Here is a 25,681-nt window from a genome sequence, read left to right as displayed (position 1 = left end):
CGAGTATACCAGCCTGTCCGACGGGATCGGATAAACAAGTTCATCGGTTAGGAGACGTAACATGACACAGGCCTTCGATGCCGAAACCCAGCAGGCCGCGCTGGAGACGCGCGTCCAGCAAGCCCTGGATCAAGCCCGGCAACTGGGAGCCGATGCCTGCGAAGTCGGTGCCAGCGTCGATCAGGGCATGGGCATCAATGTCCGTCAGGGAGATGTGGAGAGTGTCGAACTCTCCCGCGATCAAGGCTTTGCCATCACGGTCTACGTAGGCAAGCGCAAGGGGACGGCGTCCTCATCCGATACGGGTGAAGCCTCCGTGCGGGCTGCCGTGGAAAAGGCCATGGATATCGCCCGCTACACCGGTGAAGACGCCGCTGCCGGCCTGGCGCCGGCTGACCTGATGGCCCAGCACTTTCCCGATCTGGATGTCCATCACCCTTGGGCACTGAGCACCGACGAGGCCATCGAGATAGCACTGGCCTGCGAGCAGGCGGGCCGTCAGGTGGAGGGGATCACCAATTCCGACGGGGCATCGCTCTCCAGTGGTGAGGGGGTGCGAGTCTATGGCAACAGTCATGGATTCCTGGGCGGGCAATGCGGAAGCCGCCATTCACTTTCCTGCATGCTGATCGCCGGTAGCGGGGCCGGCATGCAACGCGACTACGACTACTCGAGCGAACGCGATCCACGCGCTCTGGCCAGTCCGGAATCGATAGGCGCCCGGGCGGCAGAGCGCACCTTGCGTCGCCTGGGTGCCAAACGACCGGCGACAGGGCGCATGCCGGTCATGTTCGAGCCCACATTGGCTGCGGGCCTGATCGGACATTTCCTGAGTGCCATCGCGGGTGGATCGCTTTACCGCCAGTCCTCATTCCTCTGCGATCGGCTCGGCGAGACGTTATTTCCCGACTGGTTCACGCTGGGTGAACGGCCTCTCGAGCGCGGGGCAATGGCCAGCTCCCCCTTCGATAACGATGGGGTCTATACGCGTGACAATGTCTTTGTCGCCCAAGGGCGCGTGGCGAGCTATATGCTCTCTGCCTATAGTGCGCGCCGGCTGAATATGGAAACCACGGGTAATGCCGGTGGGGCGCGCAATATTCGTCTCGACGTCCCGTTGGCTTCGTTCGAGGAGCTGCTTTCCAGAATGGATCGTGGCGTGCTCGTGACCGAGTTGATGGGGCAGGGGGTCAATGGCGTGACCGGCGATTATTCACGCGGTGCAGCGGGCTTTTGGGTCGAAAACGGCAAGATTCAGTACCCGGTGGAAGAGTTCACGATTGCCGGCAACCTGGAGAGCATGTTCAAGGGGTTGGTCGGGGTCGGTGACGATATCGATACGCGCGGCAGCATTCATACCGGTAGCTGGCTGGTAAATGAGATGACCGTAGCCGGCGGACAGTGATCCTCAGTGCTCCTCATCGAAGCGCTTGTCGATAAGGGCTTCGATGGCATCGAGGGCTGCCGATGCATCTTCGCCCTCGGCTGAGAATCTAAGCTGACTGCCGCAGGGCGCCGCCAACATCAACAACGACATGATGTTGGCGGCATCGGCGTCGCGGCCACGGTGGGAGACGATGACCCTCGCTTGGTAAGCCTGACAGCATTGCACCAGCCGGGTAGCGGCCCGAGCATGCAGGCCACGTTTGTTGATGAGTGTCAGCTCGCGGCTTGGCATGCGTCAGGAATTCTCCGGTGTCATTCGTGCCGCCTGCGCGGGGAGTGCAGTATGAATGCCCAGTTCGCGGTGACGCAACTGAACCCCCGGGTAGGCTGCCGAGAAGCGCTCGGCCAAGCGTTCTGTGAGGTATACCGAGCGATGCTGCCCTCCGGTGCAGCCGATCGCCACGGTGACGTAGCTGCGGCGGCTCGCTTGGTAGGCGGGTAGCCAGCGCTCCAGCCACCCGGCGATATCGTCGAGCATGGCCTCGACATCCGGATAGCGTTCGAGAAACGCGACGATCTCACTGTCTCGCCCCGTGAAGGGTCGAAGCCGAGGGTCCCAATAGGGATTGGGCAGGCAGCGTGCGTCGAAGACGGTATCCGCGTCCAGAGGCACACCCCGCTTAAAGCCGAACGATTCGAAGGTCAGCGTCAGCTGAGTGTTGCTATGACGTGCCACTTGATCGGCAATGCGGCCCCTCAGTTCATGCACCGACAGCTGTGAGGTGTCGATGATCAGGTCCGCCAGGTCACGAATTTCCGTCAGGGTCTCTTCCTCGGAATCGATTGCCTCGGCCAAGGTCATGTCACTGTTGCGGGTCAGCGGATGGCGGCGTCGGGTTGCCGAGTAGCGCTCGAGCAGAATCCGGGCGTCTGCAGTGAGATAGACGACTTGGCAGTCGACCCCTTTCAGATCGACCGACTCCAGCAATGCGGGGAAGCGCCGCAGGGCGTCCGGCAGGTTGCGGGCGTCGATGCTGACGGCCACCGACGAGCGTTGGGCTTCACCGTTCTGAAGCTCGTCAACCAGCGAAGAGAGCAGGACCGCAGGCAGGTTGTCGATGGCATAAAATCCCAGGTCTTCCAGGGCCTGCAAGGCGATCGATTTTCCCGAGCCTGAGCGGCCACTGATAATGACGAGCTGCATGGTCGCGCCTCCAGGGAGTCGAAGGGGGGTCGGCAATAGGGGTCGAATGCCGATAGGACTGGGTGTAAGCGGGAAAGGGCTCGCTCAGGCCGATTCGTCGTTCTGACGCTGGATGGCCTCCAGCAGGATCTCGTGCAATTCGCGCTGGCTTTCACTCTGGCGCAAGCGATGGCGAACCTCTGCATCGTTCATCATGCCTGCTACCTGCCCTAACAGGGCCAAATGGGTATCATCGGCCTCTTCAGGCACCAGTAGCACGAATACGAGATCGACAGGTTCGCCGTCGACGGCATCGAAGTCCACTGCATCGGCAAGCTTGAGAAAGCCAGCAAGTGGCGCCTTGCAATGCGGATCCCGGGCGTGGGGAATCGCTACCCCGCTGCCTATACCGGTACTTCCCAGTCGCTCGCGTCCTATCAGGCGACTGAAAACTTCCTGGCTATCCAGGCTGGGTGTGTTCTGGGCAATGAAGGTGCTGAAAAATTCTAGCACACGCTTTTTGCTTCCCCCCGGAACGTCGAAGAGGGTCCGCTCCGGGGGTAGGATGGCTTGCAGATTCATGGAGTTCAGCGAGCGCCAGCGCCTTGAGCGCGGGCCTGTGCCTTTTCCTTGTGTTTGACGAGCTGACGGTCGAGTTTATCGGCGAGCGCATCGATAGCCGCATACATGTCGACATCCTGAGCGACGGCATGCAGGTCCGCACCGGCCACGTGAAGTGTGCAAGCCGCCTGCTGCCGCTCCTTTTCTATCGAGAGCGTGACTTGCACCGTGGTGATGTTGTCGTAGTGACGCTCCAGGCGAGTGAGCTTTTCGTTCACATAGTTGCGCAGGGAGTCGGTCAACTCGACGTGGTGGCCGGTAATATTGACTTGCATGGCACGCTCCTATTCCTCGCGGATGTCGCTTCGATTGTAACCCTTTTTCCACAAGAGCAAACCCCTCGAAGCGAGGGTTTTCTCATGGCTAGCCAGCCGAGTGGTAGCGTCAGGATAATCGCTTGCGTTCACTGGACGGGGGGATGCCCATGGCTTCGCGATATTTGGCTACCGTGCGGCGAGCCACTTGAATGCCACCATCGGCCAGTGCCTCGACCAGTTTGCTATCGGAAAGGGGTTTGCGTGGCGGTTCGTCGGCGATCAGTTTCTTGATGCGTGCCCTGATGGCGGTGCTGGAATGGGCGTCGCCCTCGTCACCGCCCACATGGCTGGAGAAGAAGTACTTGAGTTCGAACACGCCACGAGGCGTGTGGATATACTTCTGCGTCGTCACGCGGGAGATCGTCGACTCGTGCATCTCTACGGTCTGGGCGATATCCGCGAGAATAAGCGGTTTCATGGCTTCCTCGCCCTGGTCGAGAAAATCGAGTTGGCGGGCCATGATTTCACGTCCAACCCGCAGCAAGGTGTCGTTCCGGCTCGATAGGCTTTTCAGCAGCCAGCGTGCTTCCTGCAGGTGCTGCTTCATGAAGGTGTTGTCGTCGCTCTTATCGGCTCGCTTGATCAATGCCGCGTAATCGGGCTGGATGCGCATGCGTGGCAGCGCCTCGGGGTTGAGCTCGATTCGCCAACCTTCCTGGCTGTACCGGGCAACCAGGTCGGGAATGACATAATCGTCGCTGCTATCGTCGAACGCCTGGCCGGGTCGGGGATCGAGCGACCTGATCAAGGCGATGACGGCATCCAGCTGGTCATCCTCGAGACGAAGCCGGCGCTTGAGCATCTTGCGGTCGTCGCCTGCCAATGCCTCGAGAAACTGGCGTACCAAGCGTTTGGCCTGGGGAAGCAGGGGCGTATCATCCGGAAGCGCGCCGAGTTGCAACAGCAAGCATTCCCGCAGGTCGCGGGCGAATATGCCCGTAGGTTCGAATTGCTGTAAACGCAACAGCACGTGCTCTGCATCGCTCAACTTGAGTGTTGCCAAGCCTTGCTGGCGCAGCCCATCACAGAGGTCTTCAAGGCTCGAGTCGAGATAGCCGCTGGGCGATACTGCGTCGATCAGACTTTCGGCAATCAGCCGATGCGTATCCGTGAGATCGGTCATGGCCAATTGCCAGCGCAAGTGATCCTGTAAGCTTTCGCCACTGGCGTTGCGCTCGAAATCAGGCGCTTCGCCGCTGCTGGACGGGGCTACATCCTGATAGGTGTCGGACCAATCGCTATCGACCGAGAGTTCTTGGGGAATCTCGCTGTTCCAGTCGTCTTCGGGGGGCTCTATGGCGTCCTGCTCGGTGAAGTCTTCCTCGAGTTCCAGCATCGGATTGGATTCCAGCGCCTGCTGGATTTCCTGACGCAGATCGAGCGTCGAAAGCTGCAACAGGGCGATTGCCTGTTGCAACTGAGGCGTCATGGTCAGTTGGGTCCCGACGCGCAGCTGCAAGGAGGGTTTCATGGCCATGGTGGGGGATGAGGTCGCTCGATCACAGACAAATGAGACGATACGTTATCCCGCCGGCGGCTGGCATGCAAGCAGTTGGGGTCTAAATTAAAGCAATAAACATGCCATGCGCAATCGATGTGCCATGCTGAAATCTAAATAGCAATATCAGTAAGTTGTAAAGCGAAATATTGTGGCTTAGAGCCGGAAGTCTTCGCCCAGGTAGATGTCGCGAACCTGCTGGTTGCCTAGAATGGCTTCAGCATTGCCTTCGGCAATGATCTTGCCATCACCGACGATATACGCACGATCACAGATATCTAGCGTCTCGCGAACGTTATGGTCGGTGATCAATACGCCAATATCGCGGCTACGCAATTGGCGAATGATACCCTTGATCTCGCCAACCGAGATGGGGTCGACGCCGGCGAAAGGCTCATCGAGCAGGATGAACGCCGGTTCGGTGGCCAGGGCGCGGGCGATCTCGACGCGCCGACGCTCGCCACCCGACAGGCTCATGCCGGGATTGTCCCGGATATGGGTCACGTGGAACTCCTCGAGCAACTGCTCGAGGCGAGCCTGCCGGCCTGCCTTGTCGAGATCTGAGCGGGTCTCGAGGATGGCCATGATATTGTCGGCAACCGAGAGCTTGCGGAAGATGGACGCTTCCTGGGGAAGGTAGCCGATGCCCGCCCGCGCTCGTTCGTGCATGGCGGCACGGGAGAGATCGTGGTTGTCGATGTGAACCTCGCCCGCGTCGGAACGAACCAGGCCAACGATCATGTAGAACGAGGTGGTTTTGCCAGCCCCGTTGGGCCCGAGCAGCCCAACGATGGCGCCTTGATCGATATGCAGGCTGATGTCCTGAACGACACGGCGCCGATTATAACTCTTGGCCAGGTGTCGCGCGGTCAAGGTCTTCATGGGGCCTTATTCCTGCTCTGGATTGAGAGTCATGCGCACACGCTGCTTTTCACTGCCCTGCACGTTGGAGCGGGCCTGGACGGTGCGGCGATCGAGGTAATACTGCACGTAGGCGCCGTCGAAGGTATCGGCCGCCTGGTGGAGTTCGGCCTGGTCAATGAGCTCGACTCGGCGCTCCGCAGAGTGGTAGACAATCGTGCGCCCCCACCCCTTGACGACCGGCTCGTCGGGTGCAGGCTGCTGTTCGATATAGGCCCGCTGGCCGGTTGCCGTGATGCGGGACACCTCACCGGCATCGTTGCGTTGGATCTCGACCCGCTGGCCGGTCAGCTGCATGCTCCCCTGGCGTATCTCGACGTCCCCCGAATAGACGGCCGTCCCATCGCGGTCATCGAGGTCGAGCTGATCGGCAGCCACTTCAATGGGTTGTTGGGCATCGCTTTGCAAGGCCATGGCCGGTGACACCGCGAGTAGTGTCACTGTTGCGATGAGCGCGCCGACGATGAGGGCGCCATGGCGAGTGCAGGGGAGTGTCTGTCGCGTCATGGTGAGTCAACCTCTTGGTCCTGGGGCGGATGAAAGCCCCTCACGTTGTCGGTCAGCCGCATTCGGCTTTCATTGAACCAGGCTTCGAAGCGCTCGCCGCGGATGCGCTGGGGGGGCTGCTGAAGCACTGCTTCCGTCTCGCTCCAGGCATGGCCGCGCTGGGTGTCGACATGCAACGTCTCGGTGTCGAGTTGCCAGCCTTCACTGGGCGCATTGAGCCGGGCATTGCCCTCTAGAATCAGATGAACGCCTTCGGGACCAAGGATACCGGTATCGCCGCGACCGAACCAGATGCGCTCATCGCTATCCAGGAATCGGGCGACTGGTTGTTGCGTGCGCGTCACGTCATCATGGGGGGTATGCACGAGGCGCGGAGTCTCCAGCCGCTGGTGGGCTCGGCCCTGCTCATCGAAGCGGGTCAAGGTGGCGTTTTCCAGATAGTAATCCGGCTCGCCGCTATCGTCGCGGGGGATGGGGCCGGACAGTCCCACATCCTGTAGATCCAGTACTGCCAGAATGCCGCCGACTCCGACCAGGAGCAGAAACAGCCATAGCTTGGGCGAGGGGCGATAAAGCCGAAAAGGCATCGGGTTCAGAGCTTCTCGTGGAGATAAGTATCGACGACCGCTCCCCAGTGCCCCTGGGCATCCATCAGGGCGTCACAGATTTCCCTGGCGGCCCCATGCCCCCCTGTGCGCTGGGTGACCCAATTCGCATGCTCACGTACATAAGCAGGCGCGTTAGGCACGCTGATGCCCAGGCCAGATCGACGGATCGCAGGCAGGTCGGGAAGGTCGTCCCCACAATAGGCTACCTGCTCCATTTCCAGGCCGAGGCGCGCACTCAGTTGGCGCAGAACGGCAAGCTTGTCCTCCCGGCCCTGATAGACATGTTCAATGCCCAGGGCGGCGGCACGACGGCTGACCATGGGTGACTCGCGGCCGGTGATCAGGGCGACCTCGATACCCGCCCGCCGCAGCAGCTTGATGCCATGGCCATCCTGGGTATGGAACGCCTTGATTTCCTGACCGTCCGTCTGGAAATAGAGACGCCCGTCGCTGAGTACGCCATCCACATCCATGGCAAGCAGGCGCACTGCTCTTGCGCAAGCGATCAGCTCGGGGGGAAGGGTGTGATCGGGACTCATGTGCAGCTCCTTTTATATAACACCGCTACTCAGCAGGTCATGCATATGCAACGCTCCCACAGGCTTGCCATCGTCATCGACGACGGCAAGCGCGGTGATGCGGTTGTCTTCCATGACACGTACCGCCTCGGCGGCCAGCACGTCAGCCTTGATGCGCTTCCCCGGGCGTGTCATGACGTCATCGACCTTGAGCGAACGAAGGTCGGCGTATTGGTCGAGCGTTCGCCGAAGGTCGCCGTCAGTGTATACGCCGACCATTCGACCGTCTGCGTCAGTCACGCAAGTAAAGCCCAGACCCTGGCGGGTGATCTCGAGCAGGGCATCGCGAAGCGGGCTACCCAAGGCCACGCGAGGCAACCTTTCCTCACGATGCATCAAGTCGCTGACACGAAGCAACAGCCGGCGGCCCAGGCTGCCGCCGGGATGAGATAGGGCGAACTCCTCGGCAGTGAACCCGCGTGCCTCCAGCAGGGCGACCGCCAAGGCATCGCCCAGGGCGAGTGCGGCGGTCGTCGAGGAAGTCGGCGCAAGATCCAGCGGGCAAGCTTCGCGCTCGACGCCTGCGTCGAGATGGGCGTCGGCATGTTTGGCCAGTGTCGAGCCGGGGCGTCCGGTCATGCTGACCAAGGGAACGCCCATGCGCTTGAGTAGCGGCAGAAGGGCGGTGACTTCATTCGTCTCGCCGGAATTGGAAAGCGCAAGGACGACATCGATGGGCGTGATCATGCCCAGATCGCCATGACTGGCTTCACCGGGATGAACGAAGAACGCGGGCGTACCCGTGCTGGCAAGGGTGGCGGCGATTTTACCAGCCACATGACCGGATTTTCCCATACCGGTGACTACGACACGCCCTTGGCACGCGAGCATCAGCTCACAGGCCCGGTCGAAATCGGTGCCGAGTTTGGATATCAACGCCCCAATGGCCTGCTGTTCCAGCCCGAGGGTGCGGCGGGCGCTGGTGCGAAATGGCGAATCCTGTTCGTGAACCTGAGACGTATCCATAGTTTTCAGCCAAGGCCGGTGGGATTGCCGCTGACGATCAGCCAGCCTAGGTAACTTACATAGCATACCAGCATGAATGCACCGGGAAGCCGGCCGATATTGCCATGTCGGTGCCACAACAACAGCGTACCCAGTAGAAGCGTCATTCCCAGCATGACCGGATAATCGCGCTCGCCGGCGGCCGGGTCGATGATGCCCGGTGCGATCAAGCCGGGCACCGGCAGGACCGCGAGCATATTGAACAGATTGGAGCCAATGACATTGCCGATGGCGATATCGTGGTGCTTTTTCAAGGCGCTGGCTACGCAGGCGGCGACTTCCGGCAAGCTGGTGCCAATGGCGACGATGCTTAGGCCGATGACCAACTCACTGACCCCCAAGGCTAGCGCTACCTGGGTAGCGCCCCAGACCAGGAAGCGTGAGCTGATGACGAGCAGTATCAACGTGGCGGCCAGCCAGGCCAGCGCTTTGGGAAGCGCCATGTCGGGGACTTCGGCGAGATTCTCATCGGGGGTGTCGGCACGAAACAGCCACCACAGGCTGAAGCCCAGCAGTAGCACTAGAAATAGTGCATCGAACCGACCCAGCACGCCGTTGGCCAGGGCGTAGCCCGCCAGGCCGGTCGCCCCCAGCAACAAGGGCAATTCGCGGCGCACGACTGAAAAGCGTACGGGAATTGGCATTACCAGGGCCGTTATGCCCAACACCAGACCGATGTTGGCGATATTCGAGCCTAGGGCGTTGCCTGTGGCAAGGTCCGGTGTGCCATCCAGCGAGGCCATCACCGAGACGACGATCTCCGGGGCCGAGGTGCCCAGCGCAACTACGGTCATTCCCACCAGCATGGCACTCATGCCGGCACGGTAGGCTGTAGCGGCAGCGGCACCGACAAAGCGATCGGCACTCCATATCAGGCCAACGAAGCCGATCAGGATAGCGAGAGCGGGCATGACCATAAGAGGGGCTCGGGTCGTGTATGGGCGGCATATTTAACGCCTTGATGCGAGCCCTATGCAAGGTGGGGCGTTCTCGCTAGCGAGAACGCCCCTAGTTAGGATACGATGTTCGATAATATTATTCAGGGGTTTGCGGCATGACAGAGACGCCCTTCGTGGTGGTTGAGGGGTTGCGCTTTTCGCGAGGCGAGACGGAGATTTTCCGCGGACTCGACTTATCCATCCCGCGCGGGAAGATTACGGCCATCATGGGTCCGAGCGGCACCGGCAAGACGACATTGCTCAAGCTGATCGGTGGGCAGCTGGTGCCCGATGCCGGGCGCGTCGTGATCGATGGCCAGGATGTCCATGCACTATCGCGTCGGGCGCTTTTTCGCTTGCGGCGTCGCATGGGCATGCTCTTCCAGAGTGGCGCGCTATTCTCCGACCTGGACGTCTACGAAAACGTGGCGTTTCCGTTGCGGGTACATACCGACCTTCCCGATGCCATGGTTCGCGACGTGGTATTGATGAAGCTTCAGGCGGTGGGGTTGCGCAATGCTCGTCATCTCAAGACATCCGAACTCTCCGGTGGCATGGCGAGACGCGTCGCTCTGGCCCGCGCCATGGCGCTGGATCCTGAGCTGATCCTCTACGATGAGCCCTTCGTCGGTCAGGATCCGATATCCATGGGCGTGCTGGTCCAATTGATAAAGCACATCAATCAGGCACTGGGCCTGACCGCAGTGGTGGTCTCGCACGATATCAAGGAGACCTTGTCGATAGCCGATTACGTTTATGTCATCGCCGACGGCAAGGTCATGGCGCACGGCACCCCGGCCAGCCTGGACGTCGACCAAGATGCCCGGGTCCGGCAGTTCGTGCACGGCGAGCCGGACGGGCCGGTGCCGTTCCACTATCCGGGACGGGAATACCATGCCGATATCCTTGCGACAGGGGGACGCCGATGACCGCTTGGATACAACGTCTGGGGCAGGCCGGCTGTAACCTGCTGGTGTCGCTCGGCCGCGCCGGTATTTTCCTGGGGCTTTCAGCCGTAGGCGTGCCGTCTCGTGAGGGCTGGTCGTTGTGGCTGCGACAGATGCACTTCGTCGGGGTCATGTCGCTAGCCATCGTGCTGGTTTCGGGGCTCTTCATAGGCATGGTGCTGGCACTGCAGGGCTACACTATCCTGGTCGATTTCGGCGCCGAGCAGGCGTTGGGTCAGATGGTGGCGTTATCGCTACTCCGCGAGCTGGCGCCGGTAGTGGCTGCGCTGTTGTTCGCTGGGCGTGCGGGCTCTGCACTGACAGCGGAAATCGGCCTGATGAAGGCCACCGAGCAGTTGTCGAGCATGGAGATGATCGGTGTCGATCCTCTGCGGCGTGTCGTTGCGCCTCGGCTATGGGCGGGCTTTGTATCGCTGCCGTTACTTACCGTGGGGTTCAGCGTGGTGGGTATCGGCGGTGGCTACCTGGTGGGCGTCGAGTGGCTAGGCGTCTTCGAGGGGTCGTATTGGGGCAACATGCAGTCGAGTGTCGATTTCCTCGATGATGTAGGCAATGGCATGCTCAAGAGCCTGGTGTTCGCCTGGGTCGTGACATGGATTGCGGTATTCCAGGGCTATGACCTGGTGCCGACATCGGAGGGGATATCTCGAGCGACGACACGCACCGTCGTCTATTCGTCACTGGCTGTACTGGGGCTTGATTTCGTGCTGACCGCGCTGATGTTTGGAGACTTGGGATGAAGCGCAGCAAAATGATGGAAATGGGGGTCGGCCTGTTCATGCTCGCCGGTATCTTGGGGCTGTTGTTTCTGGGGCTCCGTGTCAGTGGCTTGTCGGCGACGGGCATCGGCACAGCCGATACATTCAATCTCGAGGCCAACTTCGGCAATGTGGGGGGGCTCAAGCCGCGTGCCCGGGTCACCATGGCCGGCGTTACGGTAGGGCGGGTGAGTTCCATTGAACTCGACACCGAATGGTACGATGCACGTGTCGTCCTCGAGCTCGATGGCCGTCTCGAAGGGCAGCTGTCGCGTGACACCACGGCGGCCATCCTGACGGCTGGGTTGCTTGGCGAGCAGTATGTAGGGCTGACGGTGGGCGGCGATCCGGAAACCCTGCAAGCGGGCGATACCTTGCATGATACGCAGTCGGCGCTGGTGCTGGAGGAGCTCATCCAGCAGTTCGTGTCGAATATGGCCACCAATTGAACGTTGAATCAACGAGAGAGTCGGCAGCGGTATGAAAATGATACCTGAGGCGGTACGGCAGTGTTGGCTGGGTCTGGTCATGATGCTGGTGGCTTTTGGAGCCATGGCGCAGCAGGGCCAGAGCCCGGAGCAATTGATACGTAAGAATGTAGACGCGTTGATGTCTCAGATTGAGGGGCGTCGTGACTATTTCGCCGAAAACCTCGACGAACTCGAGGCGCTAGTGGACGAAAGCCTGGAGGGAGTGGCCGACTTTCGTTACATCGGTGCCAGCGTCATGGGGCGGTATTTCAATAACGCCACGCCTGAGCAACGTTCGCGCTTCGTCGAAACCTTTCGTCAGACCTTGATCGATACCTACGCCAAGGGGCTGGTGACCTTCGATTATCGTGAATTGCGTGTCCTCGACGACCAGCGCGACCCTCGCCATGAAGATCAGGCCAGCGTAGCCATGGAGGTCGTGGCGAGCGACGGCCAGGTCTTTCCCGTCAGTTACACGCTTCGCCTGACCAACGGCGAATGGCGGGTCGTGAATGTCATCGTCAACGGTATCAACCTCGGGCTGACGTTCCGTAACCAGTTCGACCAGGCGATGCGTGAGCGCAATCGTGACTACGATGCGGTCATCAATAATTGGGCGCCGGAAGTGGGTGTCGAAGAGCTCGAGGAAGGTGGGTCGGCATGACCCCCCTTTTCAGCCGACCGGACACTCGCCTGGAAGCCGGCGATGCGGTGCTGCGGATAACCGGCGAGGTCGATTTCGACGTGGCGGCTCCGCTGGCCGCCTCCGGGCGCCAATGGCTGAGCGCCGTCGCCCCGGGGCAAACGGTTAGCTTCGACCTGAGCGGCGTCGATCGTGTGAGCAGTGCAGCGCTAAGCGTTCTGCTCGACTGGACGCGCTGCTCGCATGCTGCCGAACTGAACGTCGAAAAGGTGGTTCTTTCGCCTGCGCTTGCCAGGCTTACGGCTGTCGCCGATCTCGATTCCTTGCTGCCCATCGAAACTGTCTAGCCTCCCTCCGAGCGAATACCGCCCCGGCCATCGCCATTGTCGGCGCTTTTCTTTACCATGGTTCTCTTTGTGCCTCGGCCTGGCCGGGGCTCTGTCATCGATTCGTGAGCAAGGAGTCTCCTCCCATGCAACCCAGTGATGTCAAAGGGCTACTCGACGCCCGCGTCGACGGCTGCGATTTTTACATTCAGGGTGAGGGCTGCAATTTTCAGGTCATCGCCGTGGGTGATGTCTTTGAAGGGCTCTCTCCGGTAAAACGACAGCAGTTGATCTATGGCGCCTTGTCGGAGGAGATCGCCAGCGGTGCGTTGCATGCTATCAGCATCAAGGCCTACACCCCGTCGCAGTGGCAGAACGCCCCTGAAAATAGTGGGGCCTGACGGGAACGCATCGACATGGATAAACTGATCATTACCGGCAACGGGCCTCTCGACGGCGAAGTCTGGGCCAGTGGCGCCAAGAATTCGGCACTGCCGATTCTCTGCGCCACCCTGCTTTCCGAAGGCCCCGTTACCATAGGTAATCTGCCACACTTGCAGGACATCACCACCACCCTCGAGCTCTTGGGCAGGATGGGTGTCGAGGCGGTGATGGGCGAGAAGATGACCATCGAGCTCGACGGGGCCCAGGTGCGCCAGTGCCATGCTCCCTATGAGCTGGTCAAGAAGATGCGTGCCTCCATCCTCGTCCTCGGGCCGCTGTTGGCGCATTTCGGCACGGCCGATGTCTCGCTTCCAGGGGGCTGCGCGATTGGCTCACGTCCTGTCGACCTACATCTGCGGGGGCTCGAAGCGATGGGGGCCCAGATTCGTGTCGAAGCGGGCTATATTCGAGCCAGTGTCGAGGGGCGGCTCAAGGGCGCGACGATCTACCTTGACACCGTGACCGTGACCGGCACCGAAAACCTGCTCATGGCGGCGACATTGGCAGATGGTGTGACGGTTCTCGAGAATGCAGCACGCGAACCCGAAATCGTCGATCTTGCCGAGTGCTTGATCAAGATGGGGGCGCGCATTCGTGGTCATGGCACGGATACGATCACCATCGAGGGTGTGGAGCGGCTACATGGTTGTCACCATGACGTGATGCCCGACCGTATCGAGACCGGTACCTTTCTGGTGGCTGCTGCGATCAGTCGCGGCCGGGTGCGGGTTCGCAACACCCGCGCAGATATACTCGAAGCTGTGTTGGCCAAGCTCGAGGAAGTCGGTGCCAAGGTCACGACGGGTGAAGGCTGGATTGAGCTGGACATGCAAGGGCGTCGTCCCCGGGCGGTCAATATACGCACGGCGCCCTATCCGGCGTTTCCCACGGACATGCAGGCGCAGTTCGTCGCGCTCAATGCCGTGGCAGAAGGCAGCAGCCGCGTCGTCGAAACCATTTTCGAAAACCGCTTCATGCACGTTCAGGAGCTCAATCGCATGGGGGCAAACATTGCCTTGGAAGGGAATGCGGCATTGATCACCGGTGTGGAGCGGTTGTCCGGGGCGCCTGTCATGGCGACCGATCTGCGAGCCTCGGCCTCGCTCGTCGTGGCGGCCATGCATGCCGACGGCGAAACCATGGTTGATCGCATCTATCACATCGACCGAGGCTACGAGTGCATCGAGGAGAAGCTGCATTTGCTGGGAGCCAGGATCAGGCGGGTGCCGGGCTAGATCCGCCAGGCTGCGTTGCGCCGGCTCGGTAGCGTGGCCATTGACGTCCAGGTTCGCTTCGCCCATTCACGAAACGAAAGCGCTTATGAACAAGCAATTGATACTCGCCCTGTCGAAGGGGCGTATTCTCGAAGAAACCCTGCCGCTATTGGCGGATGCTGGAATCGTTCCTGCCGAAGATCTGGGGGCGAGCCGTAAACTGCTTTTCGATACCAATCTACCAGGGGTCAAGCTGGTCGTGATTCGCGCGACCGATGTGCCGACCTATGTCCAGCTCGGGGCGGCCGATCTGGGCATCGCCGGAAAGGACGTCTTGCTTGAGCACGGCGCCGATGGGCTCTACGAGCCCCTGGATCTGGAGATCGCCAAGTGTCGTCTGATGACTGCCGGCGTCAAGGGGTGCGAGCCGGCCCGCGCGCGTCGTAGGGTCGCCACCAAGTTCGTCAACGTGGCGCGGCGGTACTACGCCGAGCAGGGCACCCAGGCGGAAGTCATCAAGCTTTACGGTGCCATGGAGCTGGCCCCCTTGATGAATCTGGCGGACGAGATTGTCGATATCGTCGATACCGGTAATACCCTGAAGGCCAACGGGATGGAGCCCCGGGAGCTCATCGCCTCGATCAGTACGCGTCTGGTCGTGAACAAGGCTTCCATGACCATGAAGCACGACATGCTGAAGCCGCTGATCGAACGACTGCGCCTGGCCGTAGCCGCACGTCGGAAAACCAGCGATGCACCAGCCTGACCACGAGTATCGCCGGCTTCGTTCTGGCCCACGACGTCATGGCCCACTGATAGATAGTACGCTTGTAGAGAATCCCATGAGCAATAGCGATCCCGTTAAGTTATCCGTTTCACGCCTGGCCACGTCCGACACGGATTTCGATGTCCGTCTCGAAAAGCTCCTGGCTTGGGAAGGAGTTTCCAGCGCCGATGTACAGCAGCGTGTCGAAACGATCATCGAGACAGTCAGGGCTAATGGCGATCGTGCCTTGGTCGACTACACCAATCGCTTCGATCGCCTGTCAGCGCAAAGCATGGATGAACTGAAGCTCGACGCGGCACGGCTCAAGCAGGCTTTCGTGGGGCTGCCAGAGGAGCAGCGTGAAGCGCTATCGATCGCTGCAGAGCGCATACGCAGCTACCACGAGCGCCAGAAACCCGAATCGTGGCAGTACACCGAAGCCGATGGCACCGTGCTGGGTCAGCAGGTCACTCCTCTCGATCGCGCCGGGATCTACGTCCCGGGCGGCAAGGCCGCCTATCCTTCATCGGTCCTCATGAACGCTATACCGGCTCATGTCGCTGGGGTGCGTGAAGTGGTCATGGTAGTGCCGACTCCGGACGGGGTGCTCAACGAGCTGGTTCTGGCGGCCGCGCATCTGGCGGGAGTGGATCATGTCTTCACCCTGGGCGGGGCACAGGCAGTCGCGGCCTTGGCCTACGGTACCGAAAGCGTGCCGCGCGTCGACAAGATCGTGGGGCCGGGCAACATCTACGTTGCGACGGCCAAGCGTGCCGTCTTCGGGCAGGTGGGCATCGACATGATCGCCGGTCCCTCGGAAATTCTTGTGGTGTCGGATGGCGCTACCGATGCCGACTGGCTGGCCATGGATCTCTTTTCGCAAGCTGAGCACGACGAGGATGCGCAGGCAATCCTGGTCAGCTGGGATGCCAACCATCTTGCAGCGGTGGAGGGGGCGATGGCGCGGCTGCTGCCGACCATGGAGCGCGAAGCCATCATTCGTGCCTCATTGAAAGAGCGAGGCGCGCTGATTCACTGCGCGGATCGTGAGGATGCACTGCGTATCATCAACCGAATCGCCCCCGAGCATCTGGAGCTATCGGTCGCAGAGCCTGATACCTGGTTGCCTGAAATCCGTCACGCCGGCGCCATTTTCATGGGGCGCCATACGGCTGAAGCGCTGGGCGATTACTGCGCCGGCCCCAACCATGTCCTGCCCACGTCGGGTACGGCACGCTTCTCATCCCCCTTGGGGGTATATGATTTCCAGAAGCGCTCTTCGATCATTCACTGTTCCGCCGAGGGGGCGGCGCAGCTGGGCAAGACGGCGTCCGTGCTGGCGCGAGGCGAGTCACTCACGGCGCATGCACGCTCCGCCGAGTACCGCATCGAGCCTTGATCTGACTGCGTCTACGGCTTCGGCGATAATCACCGCTCAGGATTCATCACGGGGGGCGGCCGCTCCCCGACCTCGACCTTGACTTCCCGGCGCTGCCCATTGCGTACCACTTCGAGCGCCAGACGATTGCCAGGCTCGATGGCGGCGATATCGGCCATGGCGGCACGCGCATCGATGATCGGGCGATCGTTGACCTTGAGCAGGATGTCGCCTGGCCTCAGCCCGGCCTGATCGGCCGGACCGCCAGGCACCACGCCCGCGATCACGACGCCGTCCAGGGTATTCAAGCCGAACGAACTGGCCAGTTCCTGGGTCATTTCCTGGGCTTCCACACCGAGCCAGCCGCGTATCACCCGTCCTTGGGTCACCAATTGTTCGAGAATGTCACGCGCCAGGTTGGTCGGAATGGCAAACCCAATGCCCTGAGAGCCGCCCGAGCGTGAGAAGATGGCGGTATTGATGCCGACCAGCCCGCCTTCCGGATTGACCAGGGCGCCTCCTGAATTACCCGGGTTGATGGCCGCATCGGTCTGGATGAAGTCCTCGTAGGCGTTGAGCCCCAAATGGTTGCGTCCGGTCGCACTGATGATACCCATGGTCACGGTCTGACCGACTCCAAACGGGTTGCCTATGGCCAACGCCACATCGCCAACTGCGGTCTGTGTGGAGTCGGTCATGGCAATCACCGGCAGCGCATCCAGGTCGATGCGCAACACGGCCAGGTCGCTCTCGGGATCGGTGCCGATTACTTCGGCAAGCGTTTCGCGTCCATCGCGCAGGGCCACCTGGATCTGGTCTGCGTCGTTGATGACATGATGATTGGTGAGTACATACCCTTCGGGACTGACGATGACGCCAGAGCCAAGGCTCGACAGCATCCGTTGTCGGCTGGGCATGTCCCCCCCAAAGAACTGGCGGAAGAAGGGATCCGACATCAAGGGGTGCTGTTCGTTTTCGACGACACGCGACGAGTAAATGTTGACGACGGCCGGTGCGGCACGTTCAACCGCCCGGGCGTAGCTGACGGGCCCTTGCTCGCGGGACATGGGTGGTGCATTGGAAAGCTCGGGAGCGGCCCTCAGCGCCTGCTCGCTTGATCTTGTCGAGTCGCTAGAGGTCTGCGAAACGGTTTCTTGCCCTGAAGAGAACAGGGGGCTTTCACCTCGCAGTTCCGGAAACGCATAAAGCAGTCCTAAAGCCAGTAATAGACCAGTGATGACAGGCCACACGAATGGCATCAGGTATCGACGCATGAAGCGGTCCTTGAGTCATGGTAGGCGGTCGCTGAGAAAGGCGGCGCTGGCTACAATGGCGCTATTGTAACATTGCTTTATTCCCCATGTCCGAAGGAGACCCCATGATATCCCGAGATGTGCTTGTAGAGGCTTGCGACAAGGAGCTTCAGGCCGAACGGTTCAAGGACTATACGGTAAACGGCCTGCAAGTGGCGGGGGCCGACCGGGTAGCCCGGGTCATGAGCGGCGTGACGGCCAGCCAGGCGCTCCTCGATGAGGCCGTTGCCTGGCAGGCGGACTTACTGCTGGTGCATCACGGTTACTTCTGGAAAAACGAACCTGTCGCCATTACCGGTATGAAGCGCCGTCGTCTGGCTACCTTGCTGGCTCACGACATCAATTTGCTGGCCTACCACCTCCCACTGGATGCACATCCCACGCTGGGCAATAACGCGCAGTTGGCGCATCGGCTCGGGTTTGAGTTCGAACGGAGTATCGACGGCGAGTTGGGCAGCGGTTTGCTGTGGCTGGGCGCTTGCCCAGGCGGGACGAAGACGAACGAGCTGGCGATTCTGGTCAACGAGAAGCTTGGGCGAAAACCTATGGTGATTGACGGCCACGACGGGCTCATTGAACGTGTCGCCTGGTGTACCGGGGGGGCTCAGGACATGATCGCGGCCGCTGCGGATGCCGGCGCTCAGGCCTTCATTTCCGGTGAGATATCAGAACGAACGACCCATCAGGCTCGGGAGATGGGCATAAGCTACATCGCGGCCGGGCATCATGCCACCGAGCGCTACGGGGTACAGGCGCTCGGGGCATGGCTGGCCGAACGGTTCGATATCGAACATCGCTTCGTCGACATCGATAATCCGGCGTAATGCGCGTCTGTCGTTGCTGCTGTCGTTCAGTAGCGAGGCGGCTGAACGTTTGAGGACTCTTCGTCCCTGCGCAACCCGAAGTCTTCAGCCAAGGTGCCACGATCACCATCGGCATAATCGCGTGGCATCGCGGGAGAGTCCGCTAGCGGCTCTTCTGCATCAACGGAGGCGAGACGACGCTTGACCTGAAGGTCGTCACACAAACGGTCAGCGTCTTGCGCCAGCTGGTGCTCCAGCTCCTGGCTCTGGCGCTGTATGCTTGCAACCAGATCCGCCGCACGAGCGAAGTGATCGTTCAATGCATCCCTGACCTGGCTGAGCTCCAGTTCGGTTTCCGCCAGTCGTTGGCGAACCTTCTGATTCCTTGCCACGTTGGCATTGAGCAGGTGGTAGCCCAGGGCGCCGATGCCGATGCCGGCAAGACCACAGACGATGGCTAGTATCCAGATATTGCTTTCGTACACATGCTTCCCCTTCGGTTTTCTACCGGAGCCAAGGCACGGCCTGCTCCTTAAGCAGTTGGCGTCCCATTATAGGAACGAGAGCGAGACCCGGGTCAATCGATAGCCGCCTTACATAGGCGAAATTGACCGAGGCGCGTATAATGCTCGGCTCGATGACCAGCTGTGAGGTAGCCGAAACGTCAATGAGCGCGACAACCTCTTCTTCGAGTGCCCCCGGTGCCGATAGGCCGATGACGCCGCTGGAGCGCTACCGTGCCGATCTGGAACGCGACGATTTCAAGTATGATCCCGCCCAGGAAAAGGCCGTCAAACATCTTCAGCGTCTGTATGACGATCTGCTCGCGACCCCCCGAACACCGCCTAAACCAGTGAGTTCCGGCAAGGGTCTCAAATCGCGAATGTCCAGTCTCCTGGGCAAGAACAGCAAGCCCGCCTCACCGCATGAGGCCCCGCCGGCCATCATGGGGTTGTACTTCTGGGGAGGGGTGGGGCGCGGCAAGACCTATCTGGTAGATACGTTCTACGAGGCGCTGCCGTTCCCCGAAAAAATGCGCACCCACTTCCACCGTTTCATGCAGCGGGTGCACAACGAGCTCGATCATTACAAGGGCGAGAAGAATCCGTTGCGGCTCATCGCGGCCAAGTTCGCAAGTGAGGCGCGTGTCATCTGCTTTGACGAATTCTTCGTCAAGGACATCACCGACGCCATGATTCTCGCCAATCTGCTCGAGGCCCTGTTCGAGCAGGGTGTGGTGTTGGTCACGACGTCCAATATCGTACCTGACGATCTCTACAAGGACGGCCTGCAGCGCGCCCGTTTTCTGCCGGCAATCGACCTTCTGAAACGGCATTGTGAAGTGGTCAACGTCGATTCAGGCATCGATTACCGGTTACGTGCGTTGCAACACGCCGAGATATTCCACTCGCCTCTTGATGAGGAGGCCGAGGCGCTGCTCGCGAAAAGTTTCAAGAGCATTGCCGGGCACGAGGGGGAGTCCGACGTCACGATCGAGATTAACCGGCGCGTGCTCAAGGCCCGGCGCCTACATGATGACGTCGTCTGGTTCGATTTTACCGAATTGTGTGATGGTCCTCGCAGCCAGAACGATTACATTGAGCTTGCGCGTGAATTTCATACGGTATTCGTGTCGGGCGTTCCATGCATGGGGCGCGGTAGTGATGACCAGGCGCGTCGCTTCATCAACATGGTGGACGAGTTTTACGATCGTGCCGTCAAGCTGTTGATGTCCGCCGAAGCCCCGGCGCCGGAGCTATATAGCGAAGGCAATCTCAACTTCGAGTTCGAGCGGACACTTTCGCGCCTCCAGGAGATGCAGTCACAGGAATACCTGGCGTTGCCGCATAAACCCTGACAGAGCTATTAACCTTCGGCGTGCTGTCATGTATAATTCGCGCTCGCTGTACCGTTGCGTGCCATGAAGCAGGCACGCAACCAAGAAAAATAGGGATGGTCGCGTATCCAGGGCGTCATGTCCGGTACAAGGCCCAATACATTCAGTTTGGTGATTCATCCATGAAGACGTTCAGTGCAAAGCCGCAGTCCGTCCAGCGCGACTGGTATGTCGTCGACGCCAAGGACAAGACGCTCGGTCGTCTGGCTACCGAGATTGCTCGCCGCCTGCGCGGCAAGCATAAGCCGGAATACACACCTCATGTCGATACCGGCGATTACATCGTCGTTGTCAATGCCGAGAAGGTCGCCGTGACCGGCAACAAGGCTCAGGCAAAGACTTATTATCGTCACACCGGTTATCCGGGTGGTCTGCGCTCGATGAATTTCGAGAAGATGATCGCGCACGCCCCCGAGCGCGTCATCGAGTCCGCCGTCAAGGGTATGTTGCCGAAAGGGCCGCTGGGCCGCGCCATGTACTCCAAGCTCAAGGTCTATGCCGGTGCCGAGCATCCGCATACCGCTCAGCAGCCGCTCGAACTGAACATCTAAGGGATCTCTCGCCATGACACAGCAGTATTACGGTACCGGGCGCCGCAAGACATCGACTGCCCGCGTGTTCCTGAAGCCGGGCTCCGGCAAGATCACCGTCAACAGCCAGGACCTCAACGACTATTTCGGTCGCGTGACCGGTCGTATGGTGGTCCGCCAGCCGCTCGAGCTGACCGAGACCGTCAGTCAGTTTGACGTTTACGTGACAGTGCAGGGTGGGGGCGGCTCCTCTCAGGCCGGCGCCATTCGTCACGGCATCACGCGTGCGCTGATGGTGTACAACGAAGAATTCCGCAAGCCGCTGCGTGCTGCCGGTTACGTGACTCGCGACGCACGCGAAGTCGAGCGTAAGAAGGTCGGTTTGCGCAAGGCGCGTCGTCGTCCGCAGTTCTCCAAGCGTTAATTTCGCTCCCGGCCGCGACAAAAGCGCCCAGGCCTTTACAGGCCTGGGCGCTTTTTCATTTTATAAACAATGGCTTGGCGCAAGATAACAACCATGGTCGAGTATCGAACAACCTTGTGTTAATGCTCACCTTTTTTTAACATAGCCATCATTTTGTGTCAGTGGGTCGCGGGACCTCTTTCGCGATTTAGCAGCGGGATCGATGGGGAGAAACTAAAAAATGGCAGATAACGGCGTGAACAAAGGGCGGCGCCGTTTCCTCTTGGGTGCCACCACCGTTGTGGGTGCGGTGGGTGCCGTTGGGGTTGCGGTTCCCTTTGTAGCTTCCTGGCAACCCAGTGCCAGGGCAAGAGCGGCCGGGGCTCCGGTCCAGGCGGACGTATCCAAGCTCGAACCCGGGCAACGGATGACCGTCGAGTGGCGCGGGCGTCCGGTATGGCTGGTACGCCGTTCCGACGACATGATAGAGCGTATTCGTAACTTCGATGGATCGCTGCTGGCGGATCCCCAATCCGAGGAGCAACAGCAGCCCACCTATGTCGAGGGTGAGCTGCGCTCGATACGCCCCGAAATCGGTGTCTTGGTCGGGATCTGCACGCACCTGGGCTGTTCGCCGCTATATCGTCCCGAACCAGGCGCAGCCGATCTGGGTGGTGAGAACTGGCCGGGCGGCTTCTTCTGTCCTTGCCATGGCTCGCGCTTCGACCTTGCCGGCCGTGTCTTTGCCAACGTACCGGCGCCTACCAATCTCGAAGTGCCACCGCATCGCTATGACAGCGAAGAGATCATCATCGTTGGCGAAGACGAGGAGACTGCCTGATGGGTAACCCGAATCGCGTCAAGGCAGAAAGCGGCTTCATGCGCTGGGTGGATGACCGCTTCCCTGCCACACAGATGTGGCAAGACCACATGGCTCAGTATTACGCACCCAAGAACTTCAACGTATGGTATTTCTTTGGTTCGTTGGCCCTGCTCGTGCTGGTCAATCAGATCCTGACCGGTGTGTGGCTGACCATGAGCTACAACCCCTCCGCGGAAGGGGCCTTCGCGTCGGTCGAATATATTATGCGCGATGTGGAATATGGCTGGTTGATCCGCTATATGCACTCGACAGGGGCGTCGGCATTCTTCGTCGTGGTCTATCTCCACATGTTCCGGGGTTTGCTGTACGGCTCCTACAAGGCGCCACGCGAACTGGTGTGGATATTCGGTATGACCATCTACCTGGCTTTGATGGCCGAAGCCTTCATGGGTTACCTGTTGCCTTGGGGGCAGATGTCCTACTGGGGGGCTCAGGTCATCATCTCGCTGTTCTCGGCCATACCGGTCATCGGACCTGATCTCGCCCAGTGGGTGCGCGGTGACTTCCTGATTTCAGGCATAACGCTCAACCGCTTCTTCGCCTTGCACGTGGTGGCCTTGCCCATCGTGATTCTGGCACTGGTGGTGCTGCACCTGATCGCCCTGCATGAAGTGGGTTCAAACAACCCTGACGGGATCGACATCAAGGCGCGCAAGGATGAAAGTGGCAAGCCGCTCGACGGCATTCCCTTCCATCCATATTACACCGTCAAGGATCTGGTCGGCGTGGCCGTATTCCTGTTCGTGTTCTGCGCGGTGATCTTCTACTTCCCCGAAGGGGGCGGGTATTTCATCGAGATTCCCAACTTCGAGCCTTCCGATCCGCTCAAGACGCCAGATCACATCGCTCCGGTCTGGTACTTCACCCCGTTCTACGCCATGTTGCGGGCGATCACGTTCTCGCTGTTCGGCTTGGATGCCAAGTTCCTGGGGGTGGTGGTCATGGGTGGCGCGATTGCCATTCTGTTCGTGCTTCCGTGGCTTGATCGTAGCCCGGTCAACTCCATGCGCTACAAGGGCTGGATATCCCGGATCATGCTGGTGCTGTTCTCCATCAGCTTCGTGATTCTCGGTGTGTTGGGTGTGCTGCCCTCGACGGCGGGCCGCACGTTGCTGGCACAAGCGTGTACGGCCATCTACTTCGCTTACTTCCTGTTGATGCCGTTCTACACGAAATATGAGTCAACAAAACCCGTTCCGGAAAGGGTGACTGGCTAATGAAAAAGCAACTGTTCGCACTGCTATTTGCGCTGGTGCCCTTCACGGCCCTGGCGGCAACGGAAGCCCACTTGCCGTACTCGATGTCCCCGGATCTGGATGACAAGGCTTCCCTGCAACGGGGAATGAAGCTATTCGTCAATTATTGCATGGGGTGTCATTCGCTCGAATACCAGCGCTTCTCGCGGGCGGCCGAGGATCTGAACATGCCCCAAGACTTGGTCGAGGAAAATCTTATCTTCTCCTCCGACCTGGCGTTCAATGACCAAATGGAAATCGCCATGAGCGAGGAGGATGGCGAGAGCTGGTTCGGCGCCGCGCCGCCCGACCTCACACTGCACGGCCGCCTGCGCGGACCTGATTGGCTCTATTCCTACCTTCTCAGCTTCTATAAGGACCCTGAGCGACCGACAGGCGTGAATAACGCCGTGTTCGACCTGGTGGCGATGCCGAACGTGCTGGAACCGCTGCAGGGCGTGCAGGAGATGGTGTGCGCCGAGAGTGACCGGCCCATTGGCGATGCCGAGCTGGACCCGCTTACCGGTAAATACCAGTCCTGTGAAGTGCTGCAGGTCACCGAGCCCGGCACCATGGAGCCTGCTGAGTTCGAGGAGGCGGTCTACGACATGACCAACTTCCTGGCTTATGTCGGTGAGCCCTCCAAATTGCAGGCTCAATCTCTTGGGCCAAAGGTGTTGATCTTCATCTTCATCTTCGGGGTGATTGCTTACCTGCTCAAGCGTGAGTACTGGCGCGATATCCACTGACGTACAGTCGGTGGTCTGTCTGGGGGCGCATGGCTCGGGTCATGCGCCCCGTTTCTTATATCTGGTGCGATAGTATCGACCCGTCCCATGGGTGGACGTGTCGTGTTATTATCCCTGTCCGAATTGATGCGAGGATTGTTACATGGGTGTAGTGGCCAAGCGGTCGTCGATGACCTTCTACTCCGGCAGCGATGATCACTTCAGTCATCGTGTGCGTATCGTCCTGGCGGAGAAGGGCGTTGCGGTCGATATCTTTGAGGTGACGGAAGACAACCCCCCCGAAGAGTTGGCGGATCTCAATCCCTACAACAGCGTACCGACGCTGCTCGATCGAGACCTGGTTCTCTATGAATCCAAGGTGATGATGGAGTATCTGGATGAGCGGTTTCCGCACCCGCCCCTGTTGCCCGTATATCCCGTCGCTCGGGCGCAGAGTCGCTTGTGGATGCATCGCATCGAGCGTGAGTGGTGCCCCCTCGTCGACGCTATTCTCGGTGGCAACAAGAAGGATGCCGAAAAGGCGCGTAAGGAGCTTCGCGAGAGCCTGGTAGGGATTTCACCCATCTTCGAAGACATGCCGTACTTCATGAGTGAAGAGTTCTCTCTGGTTGACTGCTGTCTGGCTCCGTTGCTTTGGCGCTTGCCCGCGCTCGGTATCGAGCTGCCGGAAAAGCAGATCAAACCGTTGGTCTCCTACATGGAGCGTGTCTTCTCCCGCGAAGCCTTCAAGGCGTCTCTGTCCGAGGCCGAGCGAGAGATGAGAACTTAAATACCTTCGGCAGGCCGGCTCCTGCCGATCAACAGGAGGAGGGGCTGACATGCTGTCAAGTCGTCCTTATCTCGCCAGAGCGCTCTATCAATGGCTTCTGGATAACGACCAGACGCCTTACATCGTTGTCGATGCCGAGTACCCAGGTGTCGTGGTGCCAGAGCAGTTCATTCAGAACGGCCAGATCGTCTTGAATATCGCGCCGACGGCGGTACGTGAATTGTTCATGGAGAACGAGGCCATAACATTCAGTGCGCGTTTCGGTGGTAAGCCAATGCAGGTCATGGTGCCGCAGGAAGCGCTGGTGGCTCTCTATGCGCGCGAGAATGGCGTCGGTATGGTGTTCGGCCACGAGCCGGTCATGCCGGGGTATATCGACTCGCTGCAAGCGCGTGAGGACGAGTCCCGGCCGACACTTTCAACTGTCGAGTCCGAAGAGTCCCAGGAACAGGGCGCTGAAACATCGGGTTCCGAAGAGGCGGGGGCTCGAGAGGAGGCGCCACGCAAAGGGCGTCCTTCATTGCGGGTCATCAAGTAGCCGAAAGTGGCATTCAGGTTGCACGGCAGGCG

At 60.0% G+C, this 25,681-nt stretch carries 32 protein-coding genes; 19 read left to right on the top strand and 13 right to left on the bottom strand.

What is annotated here, in order from left to right; genetic code table 11:
- Nucleotides 1–61 precede the first annotated feature (61 nt).
- Entirely contained in the window at nt 62–1,405 is a 1,344-nt protein-coding gene (gene pmbA / locus JH15_RS02965; protein ID WP_043526861.1) for a metalloprotease PmbA, read from the top strand.
- Between the two features lie 3 nt (nt 1,406–1,408).
- Here the strand turns inward: pmbA and JH15_RS02960 are convergent, their stop codons facing one another.
- From JH15_RS02960 to JH15_RS02910, 11 genes are all read right to left on the bottom strand, one after another.
- Nucleotides 1,409–1,678 (bottom strand): HPr family phosphocarrier protein, encoded by a 270-nt coding sequence (locus JH15_RS02960; RefSeq protein WP_043526859.1) that lies wholly within the window; start codon nt 1,676–1,678, stop codon nt 1,409–1,411.
- Between the two features lie 3 nt (nt 1,679–1,681).
- On the bottom strand, nt 1,682–2,590 hold the full coding sequence (gene rapZ / locus JH15_RS02955) for an RNase adapter RapZ (protein WP_043526857.1): 909 nt from the start codon (nt 2,588–2,590) through the stop codon (nt 1,682–1,684).
- Between the two features lie 84 nt (nt 2,591–2,674).
- Nucleotides 2,675–3,151: a PTS IIA-like nitrogen regulatory protein PtsN gene (gene ptsN / locus JH15_RS02950; RefSeq protein WP_043526855.1), complete on the bottom strand. Its 477-nt coding sequence runs from the start codon at nt 3,149–3,151 to the stop codon at nt 2,675–2,677.
- A gap of 5 nt (nt 3,152–3,156) precedes the next feature.
- On the bottom strand, nt 3,157–3,465 hold the full coding sequence (gene hpf / locus JH15_RS02945) for a ribosome hibernation-promoting factor, HPF/YfiA family (protein ID WP_043526853.1): 309 nt from the start codon (nt 3,463–3,465) through the stop codon (nt 3,157–3,159).
- Between the two features lie 109 nt (nt 3,466–3,574).
- Complete coding sequence (locus tag JH15_RS02940; protein ID WP_043526851.1) at nt 3,575–4,984, bottom strand: RNA polymerase factor sigma-54; 1,410 nt, start codon at nt 4,982–4,984, stop codon at nt 3,575–3,577.
- Between the two features lie 177 nt (nt 4,985–5,161).
- Nucleotides 5,162–5,887, bottom strand: a complete 726-nt coding sequence (lptB, locus tag JH15_RS02935) for an LPS export ABC transporter ATP-binding protein (protein ID WP_043526849.1) — start codon at nt 5,885–5,887, stop codon at nt 5,162–5,164.
- 6 nt (nt 5,888–5,893) lie between these two features.
- Nucleotides 5,894–6,433: a lipopolysaccharide transport periplasmic protein LptA gene (gene lptA / locus JH15_RS02930; RefSeq protein WP_052383866.1), complete on the bottom strand. Its 540-nt coding sequence runs from the start codon at nt 6,431–6,433 to the stop codon at nt 5,894–5,896.
- Nucleotides 6,430–7,020: an LPS export ABC transporter periplasmic protein LptC gene (gene lptC / locus JH15_RS02925; RefSeq protein WP_043526847.1), complete on the bottom strand. Its 591-nt coding sequence runs from the start codon at nt 7,018–7,020 to the stop codon at nt 6,430–6,432. The genes lptA and lptC overlap by 4 nt, the downstream gene beginning before the upstream one ends.
- Before the next feature lie 5 nt (nt 7,021–7,025).
- On the bottom strand, nt 7,026–7,580 hold the full coding sequence (locus tag JH15_RS02920; RefSeq protein WP_043526845.1) for a KdsC family phosphatase: 555 nt from the start codon (nt 7,578–7,580) through the stop codon (nt 7,026–7,028).
- 12 nt (nt 7,581–7,592) lie between these two features.
- Nucleotides 7,593–8,585, bottom strand: coding sequence for a KpsF/GutQ family sugar-phosphate isomerase (locus tag JH15_RS02915; protein ID WP_043526843.1), 993 nt, complete (start codon nt 8,583–8,585; stop codon nt 7,593–7,595).
- A 5-nt stretch (nt 8,586–8,590) separates the two neighbouring features.
- Nucleotides 8,591–9,541, bottom strand: coding sequence for a calcium/sodium antiporter (locus tag JH15_RS02910; RefSeq protein WP_043526840.1), 951 nt, complete (start codon nt 9,539–9,541; stop codon nt 8,591–8,593).
- Between the two features lie 137 nt (nt 9,542–9,678).
- Here JH15_RS02910 and JH15_RS02905 point away from each other — a divergent pair, with 137 nt between their 5' ends.
- The 9 genes from JH15_RS02905 (at nt 9,679) to hisD (ending at nt 16,550) form a co-directional block, all read left to right on the top strand.
- A complete protein-coding gene (locus tag JH15_RS02905) occupies nt 9,679–10,491 on the top strand; it encodes an ATP-binding cassette domain-containing protein (RefSeq protein ID WP_043526838.1) in 813 nt (270 codons plus the stop codon).
- Entirely contained in the window at nt 10,488–11,270 is a 783-nt protein-coding gene (mlaE, locus tag JH15_RS02900) for a lipid asymmetry maintenance ABC transporter permease subunit MlaE (protein WP_043526836.1), read from the top strand. The genes JH15_RS02905 and mlaE overlap by 4 nt, the downstream gene beginning before the upstream one ends.
- Entirely contained in the window at nt 11,267–11,737 is a 471-nt protein-coding gene (gene mlaD, locus JH15_RS02895) for an outer membrane lipid asymmetry maintenance protein MlaD (RefSeq protein ID WP_043526833.1), read from the top strand. The genes mlaE and mlaD overlap by 4 nt, the downstream gene beginning before the upstream one ends.
- Nucleotides 11,738–11,768: 31 nt before the next feature.
- Nucleotides 11,769–12,422: an MlaC/ttg2D family ABC transporter substrate-binding protein gene (locus tag JH15_RS02890; protein ID WP_052383865.1), complete on the top strand. Its 654-nt coding sequence runs from the start codon at nt 11,769–11,771 to the stop codon at nt 12,420–12,422.
- On the top strand, nt 12,419–12,748 hold the full coding sequence (locus JH15_RS02885) for an STAS domain-containing protein (RefSeq protein WP_043526831.1): 330 nt from the start codon (nt 12,419–12,421) through the stop codon (nt 12,746–12,748). Before JH15_RS02890 ends, JH15_RS02885 begins: the two co-directional genes overlap by 4 nt.
- 125 nt (nt 12,749–12,873) lie before the next feature.
- Nucleotides 12,874–13,128 (top strand): BolA family protein, encoded by a 255-nt coding sequence (locus tag JH15_RS02880; RefSeq protein WP_043526829.1) that lies wholly within the window; start codon nt 12,874–12,876, stop codon nt 13,126–13,128.
- Nucleotides 13,129–13,143: 15 nt separating this feature from the next.
- Nucleotides 13,144–14,406, top strand: coding sequence for a UDP-N-acetylglucosamine 1-carboxyvinyltransferase (gene murA / locus JH15_RS02875; protein WP_043526827.1), 1,263 nt, complete (start codon nt 13,144–13,146; stop codon nt 14,404–14,406).
- 85 nt (nt 14,407–14,491) lie between these two features.
- The gene (gene hisG / locus JH15_RS02870; protein ID WP_043526825.1) at nt 14,492–15,151 is read left to right on the top strand and encodes an ATP phosphoribosyltransferase; all 660 of its coding nucleotides are present in this window, start codon (nt 14,492–14,494) and stop codon (nt 15,149–15,151) included.
- 76 nt (nt 15,152–15,227) lie between these two features.
- Nucleotides 15,228–16,550, top strand: a complete 1,323-nt coding sequence (gene hisD, locus JH15_RS02865; protein WP_043526822.1) for a histidinol dehydrogenase — start codon at nt 15,228–15,230, stop codon at nt 16,548–16,550.
- A 29-nt stretch (nt 16,551–16,579) separates the two neighbouring features.
- On the opposite strand, the gene JH15_RS02860 is transcribed toward hisD, so the two are convergent.
- Nucleotides 16,580–17,803, bottom strand: a complete 1,224-nt coding sequence (locus tag JH15_RS02860) for a Do family serine endopeptidase (protein ID WP_043526821.1) — start codon at nt 17,801–17,803, stop codon at nt 16,580–16,582.
- A 104-nt stretch (nt 17,804–17,907) separates the two neighbouring features.
- Between JH15_RS02860 and JH15_RS02855 the strand changes: the two genes are divergently transcribed.
- Nucleotides 17,908–18,666: a Nif3-like dinuclear metal center hexameric protein gene (locus tag JH15_RS02855; protein ID WP_043526818.1), complete on the top strand. Its 759-nt coding sequence runs from the start codon at nt 17,908–17,910 to the stop codon at nt 18,664–18,666.
- Nucleotides 18,667–18,692: 26 nt separating this feature from the next.
- Here JH15_RS02855 and JH15_RS02850 read toward each other — a convergent pair whose 3' ends face one another.
- Complete coding sequence (locus JH15_RS02850; protein ID WP_043526816.1) at nt 18,693–19,130, bottom strand: Z-ring associated ZapG family protein; 438 nt, start codon at nt 19,128–19,130, stop codon at nt 18,693–18,695.
- A gap of 182 nt (nt 19,131–19,312) precedes the next feature.
- Between JH15_RS02850 and zapE the strand changes: the two genes are divergently transcribed.
- From zapE to JH15_RS02810, 8 genes are all read left to right on the top strand, one after another.
- Nucleotides 19,313–20,503, top strand: coding sequence for a cell division protein ZapE (zapE, locus tag JH15_RS02845; protein WP_043528702.1), 1,191 nt, complete (start codon nt 19,313–19,315; stop codon nt 20,501–20,503).
- 161 nt (nt 20,504–20,664) lie between these two features.
- A complete protein-coding gene (rplM, locus tag JH15_RS02840; protein ID WP_043528699.1) occupies nt 20,665–21,093 on the top strand; it encodes a 50S ribosomal protein L13 in 429 nt (142 codons plus the stop codon).
- A 13-nt stretch (nt 21,094–21,106) separates the two neighbouring features.
- Nucleotides 21,107–21,496 carry a 30S ribosomal protein S9 gene (gene rpsI, locus JH15_RS02835; protein WP_043526814.1) on the top strand — a complete coding sequence of 130 codons (390 nt, stop codon included), beginning with the start codon at nt 21,107–21,109 and terminating at the stop codon, nt 21,494–21,496.
- A 220-nt stretch (nt 21,497–21,716) separates the two neighbouring features.
- Nucleotides 21,717–22,316, top strand: a complete 600-nt coding sequence (gene petA, locus JH15_RS02830; RefSeq protein WP_043526811.1) for a ubiquinol-cytochrome c reductase iron-sulfur subunit — start codon at nt 21,717–21,719, stop codon at nt 22,314–22,316.
- Entirely contained in the window at nt 22,316–23,575 is a 1,260-nt protein-coding gene (locus JH15_RS02825; RefSeq protein WP_043526809.1) for a cytochrome b, read from the top strand. Before petA ends, JH15_RS02825 begins: the two co-directional genes overlap by 1 nt.
- Nucleotides 23,575–24,342: a cytochrome c1 gene (locus tag JH15_RS02820; RefSeq protein ID WP_043526807.1), complete on the top strand. Its 768-nt coding sequence runs from the start codon at nt 23,575–23,577 to the stop codon at nt 24,340–24,342. Before JH15_RS02825 ends, JH15_RS02820 begins: the two co-directional genes overlap by 1 nt.
- Nucleotides 24,343–24,484: 142 nt before the next feature.
- Nucleotides 24,485–25,111: a stringent starvation protein SspA gene (gene sspA, locus JH15_RS02815; protein ID WP_043526804.1), complete on the top strand. Its 627-nt coding sequence runs from the start codon at nt 24,485–24,487 to the stop codon at nt 25,109–25,111.
- Nucleotides 25,112–25,160: 49 nt separating this feature from the next.
- Nucleotides 25,161–25,649: a ClpXP protease specificity-enhancing factor gene (locus JH15_RS02810; protein ID WP_043526802.1), complete on the top strand. Its 489-nt coding sequence runs from the start codon at nt 25,161–25,163 to the stop codon at nt 25,647–25,649.
- Nucleotides 25,650–25,681 lie beyond the last annotated feature (32 nt).

This window comes from Litchfieldella xinjiangensis, from assembly GCF_000759345.1.
Classification (GTDB): Bacteria; Pseudomonadota; Gammaproteobacteria; order Pseudomonadales; family Halomonadaceae; genus Litchfieldella_A; species Litchfieldella_A xinjiangensis.
Note: the sequence above shows the minus strand (reverse complement) of the source record. Positions and strands in the feature narration are given on the sequence as shown.